9 protein-coding genes and 1 pseudogene are annotated in these 8952 nt (G+C 64.6%); 9 read left to right on the top strand and 1 reads right to left on the bottom strand.

The window, feature by feature from the left end; genetic code table 11:
* Positions 1-83: 83 nt before the first annotated feature.
* From tnpA to valS, 7 genes and pseudogenes are all read left to right on the top strand, one after another.
* Positions 84-431, top strand: a complete 348-nt coding sequence (tnpA, locus tag KAK03_RS24550; protein WP_310738727.1) for an IS66-like element accessory protein TnpA — start codon at positions 84-86, stop codon at positions 429-431.
* A gap of 5 nt (positions 432-436) precedes the next feature.
* Positions 437-760 carry an IS66 family insertion sequence element accessory protein TnpB gene (gene tnpB, locus KAK03_RS24545; RefSeq protein ID WP_310738728.1) on the top strand — a complete coding sequence of 108 codons (324 nt, stop codon included), beginning with the start codon at positions 437-439 and terminating at the stop codon, positions 758-760.
* 99 nt (positions 761-859) lie between these two features.
* Positions 860-2401 carry an IS66 family transposase gene (tnpC, locus tag KAK03_RS24540; RefSeq protein ID WP_210857314.1) on the top strand — a complete coding sequence of 514 codons (1542 nt, stop codon included), beginning with the start codon at positions 860-862 and terminating at the stop codon, positions 2399-2401.
* 213 nt (positions 2402-2614) lie between these two features.
* Positions 2615-3022, top strand: a complete 408-nt coding sequence (locus KAK03_RS24535; RefSeq protein ID WP_210857311.1) for an antitoxin PaaA2 family protein — start codon at positions 2615-2617, stop codon at positions 3020-3022.
* Between the two features lie 41 nt (positions 3023-3063).
* Positions 3064-3384: a DUF7673 family protein gene (locus tag KAK03_RS24530; RefSeq protein WP_210857313.1), complete on the top strand. Its 321-nt coding sequence runs from the start codon at positions 3064-3066 to the stop codon at positions 3382-3384.
* A 96-nt stretch (positions 3385-3480) separates the two neighbouring features.
* Positions 3481-3741, top strand: a pseudogene (locus tag KAK03_RS24525) (transposase); the annotation flags it as partial.
* Positions 3742-3979: 238 nt separating this feature from the next.
* Complete coding sequence (gene valS, locus KAK03_RS24520; RefSeq protein WP_210857310.1) at positions 3980-6547, top strand: valine--tRNA ligase; 2568 nt, start codon at positions 3980-3982, stop codon at positions 6545-6547.
* Positions 6548-6716: 169 nt separating this feature from the next.
* Here the strand turns inward: valS and KAK03_RS24515 are convergent, their stop codons facing one another.
* Positions 6717-7145: a transposase gene (locus KAK03_RS24515; RefSeq protein ID WP_310738726.1), complete on the bottom strand. Its 429-nt coding sequence runs from the start codon at positions 7143-7145 to the stop codon at positions 6717-6719.
* Positions 7146-7200: 55 nt separating this feature from the next.
* Here KAK03_RS24515 and KAK03_RS24510 point away from each other — a divergent pair, with 55 nt between their 5' ends.
* Positions 7201-7971, top strand: coding sequence for a tyrosine-type recombinase/integrase (locus KAK03_RS24510; RefSeq protein WP_310738725.1), 771 nt, complete (start codon positions 7201-7203; stop codon positions 7969-7971).
* Positions 7972-8045: 74 nt separating this feature from the next.
* Entirely contained in the window at positions 8046-8891 is an 846-nt protein-coding gene (locus KAK03_RS24505; protein WP_247661414.1) for a tyrosine-type recombinase/integrase, read from the top strand.
* Positions 8892-8952: the final 61 nt, after the last annotated feature.

Below are 8952 nucleotides of genomic sequence, written 5' to 3'. Positions count from 1 at the left end.
CCGAGGAAGACCCTCGGCTTCAGGACGCCGGCTGAGATGTTCAGCCAGACCGTTGCATTGACCAGTTGAATCCGCCAGACCAAGTGGACACCAAGATTGACGCCAAGGGTGTGCGCCGCAGACGGCACGGCGCGGAGTTGAAGCGGCAGGTTCTGGCCGAGTGCGCGTCGCCCGGGGCGTCGGTGGCCAAGGTGTCCATGTCGCACGGCCTGAACGCCAACCTCGTACACAAGTGGAGGCGGCAGGCCCAGTGCGGCGCCGAGCCGGTCAGTGCGTTCGTGCCGATCGCCATGGCTGCGGTGCCAGTGGCGAGCGAGTCGGCGCAGTTCGTGGAACTTGAGTTGCAGCGCGGAGCGATCAGCGTGCGCGTGCGCTGGCCGATGGCAGGCGCCTCCTTCTGCGCGGCCTGGCTGCGCGAGATCCTGCGTTGATCCGCGTGGACAGGGTGTGGCTCGCTGTTGAGCCGCTGGACATGCGTGCCGGGACCGAGTCTGCCCTGGCGCGCGTCGTCAAGGTCTTCGGTGAGGCCCGCCCGCACCACGCTTACCTGTTCGCCAACCGTCGAGCCAACCGCATGAAGGTGCTCGTGAATGATGGTTTCGGCGTGTGGCTTGCGGCTCGGCGTCTGAACAGCGGCAAGTTCGTCTGGCCCAGGGATACGGGCTCGACGCTGACCTTGACCCGCCCCCAGCTCGATGCATTGGTGCTGGGTCTGCCCTGGCAGCGCCTGGGCGAAGCCGGAGTCATCACCGTGCTGTAGGCAATTGCCGGATGTGCCGATGCGGCTGGGCACAGGCTCTGGCACGGATCACCATCCGTGATCGCCGACACGTCCTTCGACACCCTGGATCCGCAGCAGATGCGCCAGGCGCTGCGCGCGCTGCAGGCCGAGGTGGCGCGCCAGGACGAGATCATCCAGCGCCAGGAGCGCGAGGCCGCGTTCAAGCAGGCCACCATCGACAAGCTCACGCACGAGATGGCCGTGCTCAAGCGGCTGAAGTTCGCCGCCAAGAGCGAAGCGTTCTCGGCTGAGCAGAAGAGCCTGATCGAGGAGACCATTGACGCCGACCTGGCGGCGCTGGCCCGGGAGATCGAACAACAGACGCCTGAGACGAAGGCGCCGCAGGACAAGCAAGGCCCCAAGCGCGAGAAGCTGCCGGCGCACCTGCCGCGCCGGGAGATCCGCCACGAGCCCGAGAGCACCACCTGCGGGTGCGGCTGCGCGATGAAGCGCATTGGCGAGGATGTGGCCGAGAAGCTGGACTACCAGCCTGGTGTCTTCACGGTAGAGCGCCACATCCGCGGCAAGTGGGTGTGCGCCCAGTGCGAGACGCTGGTGCTGGCGCCGGTGGCGCCGCACATCATCGACAAGGGCATCCCGACGAGCGGATTGCTGGCCCAGGTGCTGGTGGCCAAGTTCCTGGACCACCTGCCGCTGTACCGCCAGGAGGCGATCTTCGAGCGTGCGGGGCTGGCAATCGCGCGCTCGACGCTGGCGCAGTGGGTTGGCGAGTGCGGCGCGCAACTGCAGCCGCTGGTCGACGCGCTGACAGCTGAACTCCTGAGGCACGAGGTGCTGCACGCCGACGAGACGCCGGTGGCGATGCTCAAGCCGGGCAACGGCAAGACGCACCGGGCGTACCTGTGGAGCTACTGCACGACGAGCTTCAACCCGGTGAAGACCGTCGTCTTCGACTTCGCCGAGAGTCGCGGCGGGCAGCATGTGCGCGAGTTCCTCGGGCTACCGGGCAGTGCGCAAGCGCCTGGCTGGACGGGCCGACTGGTGACGGACGACTTCAGCGGCTACAAGGCCTGCTTCGACATGGGTGTCACCGAGGTGGGCTGCATGGCCCACGCGCGGCGCAAGTTCCACGAACTGTGGGCCAACCACGGCAGCCAGGTCGGCGAGCAGGCGCTGAAGTTCTTCGTGGCCCTCTACGACGTCGAGCGCGACGTGCGGGAGCTGGCGACCGACGAACGCAAGACCATCCGGCAAGAGCGGGCCCGGCCGATTGCCGATGCGCTGCAGCAATGGCTCGTGCAGCAGCGACAGAAGGTGCCCGACGGATCAGCCACCGCCAGGGCGATCGATTACAGCCTGAAGCGATGGATCGCGCTGACGCGCTACATCGACGACGGCGACTTGCCGATCGACAACAACTGGGTCGAGAACCAGATCCGGCCGATCGCCATCGGACGATCGAACTGGTTGTTCGCAGGCTCGCTTCGAGCGGGCAAGCGCGCCGCTGCGGTCATGAGCCTGGTGCACTCGGCGCGCCTCAACGGCGTCGACCCCTACGCCTACCTCAAGGACGTACTGGAGCGCCTGCCGACGCTCCCAGCCAGCCGTATCGCCGGGTTGCTGCCGCATCGCTGGCAGACCTGCCCCGTCGCTGCCTGATCACCACCCTCGTCGTCAAGACGGGTTCGCCGGACGCTTACGAAGTGAGTGGAGAACCCTGCCCCCGCCCGTCGGGCAGCTTGAGCGCGCATTGAAGTTGCATGTCTTCTGTCAAGCGTGCACTATTCTTTTGTCTTCTATGCGACCACTCCTATGCACAGCATGACCCTCTAGCAACTGCGCGCCACCGCGGCGGCCGGTGGTGTTGCCGGCGTGACCCTCAAGGGTCAGGGCGGCGGCTTCATGTTGCGCATCGCCACCTGCAGCGGCCAGGATGCGGTGCTGGCCAAGGCGCGCAGCACCGAGCCGCGTCGTTTCGGCAACCCGGCCTCGGCGATGATCTTGCTGCGCGAAGTCGGTATCGCAGTAGCGCAGCTCGACGCCACCGACTGGGATCCGAGCAAGAAGGACATGAGCCGAAGCCGGTCCAGCCAGGCAGAGGCGATGCGTGTCGCCCACCAGGCGATAGCCCACAACCGGTGGCTGGCTGCCGAGATTCAGGCGTCGCTGGACGATGCGCAGCCGAGCGCGCTGCATGACGAGGTCATGGCAGCCATGGACTCCGAGATCGACGCCATTGAGCGTGGGCGCGCCAAGCCGGTGCGTCGGGCGCGTGCATGAACAGGCGACCACGGCAGCCTGAGGCCGTGATCGCCCAGGCGATGCTGGCCGCGGCGCACGAGGCGCGGCCCAGTCTCATCACCGCCGACGAAGCAGCCGCGTTGGAACGTCTGTTGGCCCACGCACAGCGCGATTCCGGGCAGAGTCGGCGGGTCGCAGACTTCCTTCTGGCCTGGTGGAACAGTCGCAGTTGCGGCGCCTTCGATCTGACCTCGCTGTGGTCGCTGGACACTGCCATCGTCGCCGACATGACCGTGGTCCTTGGCTTGATCGGACGCGTCCATCGCTACCCCGACAGCTTGGGCTATGAGGCTGAGTTCAAACCGCTCGTCAAGGCGTGGCGGCCACAGCTCGGTGACTGATGTCGGTGGGTGAGTACAGCGTCGTGTGGCGCCCCAAGGCATCTTCGGACCTTCTGAGCATCGTTCGCTACATTGCCCAGGACAGCCCCACACGCCTTCTTCGCCTTTTCCCGGGCGGTGCGGCGTGTGGTTTACACCACCAAAGCCATCGAGAGCCTGCACAGCCGGCTGCGCAAGATAATCAAGACGCGGGGCCACTTCCCCAGCAACGACGCGGCCACCAAGCTGCTGTGGCTGGCGCTGCGCAACATCACCGCCGACTGGGGCCGCGCTGCCAAGGAGTGGCGCGAGACGATAAACCAGTCCGCGGTACTCTACGAGGAGCGATTCACCGCGCCGGCGCAGGCCGGGCGGTAAGGGGTTGAGCCATGAGTACATGGCTCAACCGGGGCGCCTCCAGCGGCCTGGCAGGGGCCTGAAGACATCAGAGAGATCAGCCAACAGCCAATTCACCCACCCGCCTCACACACGGAAATCCGGACACCCCCCTCGCAACATGCGCTTCGCTGATAATCCCTAGAAACGGGCCCCAAGCTGCCCAGATTCGCATGGCTATCCCCCGTCGTGCGTCGTCCAACCAGCCGGAAAATCTCTCGTGCAAGACTATACTGAAAGCACTGTTCCCGACAAACCGACCGTCGACGGACTGGAGTCCAAATGGTCAAGGATTTGGGAAGAAGCAGGCACCTACAGGTACATTGACGGCGCGGGCCGTGCCGGCGCCTTCGCCATCGATGCGCCCCCGCCGACCGTGTCAGGTTCTCTGCATGTCGGCCACGTGTTCAGCTACACCCACACCGATATCATCGCGCGCTATCAGCGCATGTGCGGCAAGCGCGTGTTTTACCCGATGGGATGGGACGACAACGGCTTGCCCACCGAGCGCCGCGTGGAAAACTACTTCGGCGTGGTCTGCGATCCGACGAAGCCCTACCAGCAGAACTACGCCCCCCCCGCGCAGCCCGCAGCGAAACGTGGACAGTACGACCGGATCAGCCGGCGCAACTTCGTCGAGCTTTGCCTCAAGCTCACGCATATCGACGAGGCTGCGTTTCACGATCTGCTCGTGAGGCTTGGCCTATCGATTGACTGGAACCTCACGTACAACACGATCGGCCCCCGCGCGCAGCGTATCAGCCAGAAAGCGTTCCTGCGCAACCTTCGACGCGGCGAAGCGTACATGCAAGATGCGCCTTCGCTCTGGGATGCCACATTCCAAACGGCAGTGGCGCAAGCGGAACTTGAGGACCGCGAAACTGCGGGCGCCTTCTACAAGATCACGTTCCACGCGGCAAATGGCGACCTTGTCGCCGTCGATACGACGCGACCGGAATTGCTGCCTAGCTGCGTGGCGTTGGTCGCTCATCCTGACGATGTGCGCTACGCCGGCCTGTTCGGCTGTTCGGTGCACTCGCCGGTGTTTGGCGTCGAAGTTCCGGTGCTTGCGCACAAGCTGGCCGTGCCGGACAAGGGCACTGGCATTGCGATGGTGTGCACGTTTGGCGATGTCACAGACGTTATCTGGTGGCGCGAGTTAGACCTGCCGAGCCGGTCCTTGATGAACAAGGACGGCACCTTCCAGAAAGAAGCGCCGGAGTGGATCCGCGCGGCCGGCAGCGCAGAAGCCTACGCAAAGATGGCGGGCAGATCACCGAACCAGGCGCGTTCGGTGATCGAAGAGTTGCTCAAGACCTCGAGCGAGCTTCTGGGGGAACCGCGGCCGATTACTCACGCAGTCAAGTTCTACGAGAAGGGCGAGCGGCCGCTTGAGATCATCTCCACGCGCCAGTGGTACATCCGCAATGGCGGGCGCGATACCGACCTGAGGGCCGAGTTACTCGAAAGAGGCCGCGAGATCGACTGGAAGCCTACGCACATGCAGTCGCGCTTTGAACACTGGGTGAACGGACTGAACGGCGACTGGCTAATCAGCCGCCAACGAATCTTCGGCGTGCCCATCCCCGTGTGGTACCCGCTCGATGCGGAGGGCCAGCCTGACTTCGAACACCCGCTTGTCCCCGACGAGTCCGAGCTGCCTATCGATCCCTCATCCCACTCGCCGCGCGGATACACGGAGTCCGCGCGCGGGCAGCCGGGCGGCTTCATCGGAGACCCCGACGTGATGGACACGTGGGCCACCAGTTCGCTCACGCCCCAGATTGCGTCGGGCTGGGATGAAGACGGCAGCCGCTTCGATTCGCTCTTCCCGTTCGACATTCGTCCCCAGGGTCACGACATCATCCGCACGTGGCTGTTCGGCACACTGGTGCGAGCCCATCTCGAGGAGGGGAAGCTTCCGTGGCGACACGCGCTGATCTCAGGCTGGATCCTCGATCCGGACCGCAAGAAGATGTCGAAGTCGAAGGGTAATGTGATCACGCCCGCAAAGCTACTGGACGATCACGGGTCCGACGGGGTGCGGTATTGGGCCGCTATGGGTCGCCCCGGCGCCGACACTGCTTTCGAGGAAAGGCAGATGAAGATTGGGCGGCGTCTCGCGACGAAGGTCCTAAACGTCGCGAAGCTCTCCGCGGGACTCGTTCCGACGAGGCCCGCTGCACTCGAAGGCGTCGATTCGCAGATGCTCGCGAAGCAGTCGCGCGTGCTCGCGCAGGCGACGGCCGCGCTGGAAGAGTTCGAATATAGCCGCGCGCTGGAATCGCTTGAATCGTTCTTCTGGTGGTTCTGTGACGACTACGTCGAGCTCGTAAAGACGCGCGCCTATACGGAAGGCGCCGGCTCCGCTTCGGCGCGCCACGCGATCGCTACCGCAATCGACCGCCTTCTGCGCGCGTTCGCGCCGTTTATGCCTTTCGTCACCGAAGAGGCGTGGTCGTGGGCACACTCGGACTCGATCCACCTCAGCGCATGGCCCGCAGGTGACGCGCGGGAGTCTGCCAACGCGACAACGCACTTGGACTTCGCGTGCGACGTCCTGCGCCAAGTGCGCAAGTTCAAGTCAGAGCGGCAAGTTTCGATGAAGACCAAGGTCGGCAACCTCCATATCGAGGATGCACCGTCCCGCTTGGATCTGCTCTCCGTCGTCGAACAGGACTTGCGTGCAGCGGGTGGCGTGGAAGGTCCCATCGCGACTTCTCAGGCCGATTCGCTGAGTGTTACGCTGACGCTAATCGACGAAGACCAAGCGTCCGGCAATCATTGACATCGCATGGCGGTCGCTTCTGCATCAGTCGGACCATCGAGGGCTGAAACCCCTCGCGCGGCCGGCAACGGCCCGCGAGTGCGCGTAAGCTGAGCGGGCATTCGAGGTGCGATGCCCTTCGATGCTCGTTTCCACCCGCCGCAGAGACCTGCGACAGGTATTTCAGCCCTCAAGCGGGCCATGCAGACGGATCTCCGCTCTTGACCAGCCACACCAACCGGCGCGCGTTGTAGGCGGCGCACTGCAGAGTGATGGCCAGTGCGTTGCGCGCCAGGGTCATCGCGCGCACACACTTGCCGCCTTGCTGCGCCAGGCTGGCGAAGACATGCTCGACGCGAGCACGGGTCTTGTTGATGGTGCGGTTGCGCTGGTTCAGCCGCGCCTTGGCGGTCTGGCCCAGTTTGGCTCGGCGCGCGATCCCTTCTTGCAGTCCCCGCGCTTGCAGCACCTGCCGGTTCGTCTGGCTGTCGTAACCCCTGTCCGCCAGCAGTCGATCCCGCGTGTTGGCGGCCTGCAGCACATCGGGAAGTTGTTGTCCGTCGTCCGCGTTGGCCGGCGTGATCTTCAGCTCTCGGTTGAGCTTGTAGCGCCCATCCACGTTGCCGTGCAGCTTGTAGCCGTAGAAGGCCTTGCCGTGCTAAATCGTCCAGGGTGTGGGCCAGGCGCTTGGCGCTCTAGCCTTCCGGCGCATCGCCACGGTTGAGCGCCTCGCGTTCCTTGGCGTTGGCTTGCGCAATCGGGGCCTGCACGATGCTGGCGTCCACGATCTGACCGCCACGCGGAATCAGGCAATGCTGCTGCAGTTGCTGGCTCAGGGTCTCGAAGATCGTAAGCGTCCGGCCATCCCATCCTTGACGACAGTGGCCTACCGCACCTTGTTCGGCCTGATCGCTGCAGCGGGGCTCAGATTGTCGGAAGCGTTGAAGCTCACGCTGGGTGATGTCGATCTCCAGGGTGGCATGCTCACCGTGCGGCAGACCAAGTTCCACAAGTCCCGCTGCCTGCCGCTTCATGCGAGCACGGTGCTGGAACTTGGTTTGTACCGGCAGGCCCGGAACCGACGTCATGACGTCGAGGAGCGCGCCCCGTTCTTCGTCTCGTACGACGGCGGGCACTTGGCGAGGCGCACGGTGGATAACGTCTTTCTGCGCCTGCAGTTGCGACTCGGTTGGCGCTCCCGAGGCGACCATCCCCATCCTCGTATCCACGATCTGCGTCACACCTTCGCCGTGCGTCGCGTACAACTCTGGCGCGAGACGGGTCAGTCCATCGACCACGCGATGTTCTGGCTATGCACGTACCTGGGCCATGCCAAGATCTCCGACACCTATTGGTACCTGTCCGGCATTCCAGAGCTAATGGACACCATCGGTGCGCGGTTCGAGCGCTTCGCCGGCATCGACGGGCAAGGGGCTGCGCGATGAGCCGCCAGACCACCCCGACGTTCGCTGGCCTCGTGCGAGAGATCTTCACCGACTAAATGGTGCAGCAGCGAGCCTTGAGCCCGCGCACTGTGGCCTCGTACCGTGACACCTTCGTGCTGCTGCTGCGCTTTGCCGAAGAGACGCGGCGCCTGCCGGACCACGGGATGAGGATTGCCGATCTGAACGCCCGGTTCCTGGCCGACTTCCTTGATCATCTGGAGGTGCGGCGACACAACTCTGTTCGAAGTCGCAACGTCCGACTGGCAGCGGTGCGGGCGTTCTTGAAGTTCGCAGCCAGGCGGGATCCGGACAACCTGGGCGTGATCGAGAACGCCTTGGCTGTGCCCATGAAGCGCTTCGAACGCAAGATGGTCGGTTACCTGCAGCGCGAGCAGATGCTGGCGGTGATCGAGGTGGCGACCGACACCTGGATCGGGCAGCGCGACCGGCTCTTGCTCACGCTCATGTTCAACACGGGCGCGCGCGTCTCCGAGATCATCGACGTGCGCGTTGCTGACATCGTGCTCGGCCCGACCAACAGCGTCCGGCTGCACGGTAAGGGAGGCAAGCAGCGCTCACTGCCACTGTGCAAGAGTTCGGCCCAAGCCGTGCGCGACTGGTTGCACTTGAACCCTCAGTTGCGCGACAAGTCCCCACTGCTACCTGGGCGCGACGGGCATCCGATGACTAGGGCCAACGTCGCCCAGCGGCTGCAGTTGGCCGTGGAGGCGGCGTCGGCCCGATATCCACAGCTCGAGCGAATGTCGGTATCGCCGCACGTCGTGAGGCACTCCACGGCGATGAGCCTGCTGCAGTCGGGTGCCGATCCCTGTGAGATCGCGCTGTGGCTGGGTCACAAGCGAGCCCAACCCGGCGCGGTGGTCACGCGACACTCGCGACTGGATGTATCGACCCAGTGAGAACCTGCTCAGGTGTTAATGTCGAAAGGACGACATCATGAGTACGTTGATGGACGAAGAG

The sequence above is a fragment of the Ideonella alba genome, from assembly GCF_018069845.1.
Lineage (GTDB): Bacteria > Pseudomonadota > Gammaproteobacteria > Burkholderiales > Burkholderiaceae_C > Ideonella > Ideonella alba.
Note: the sequence above shows the minus strand (reverse complement) of the source record. Positions and strands in the feature narration are given on the sequence as shown.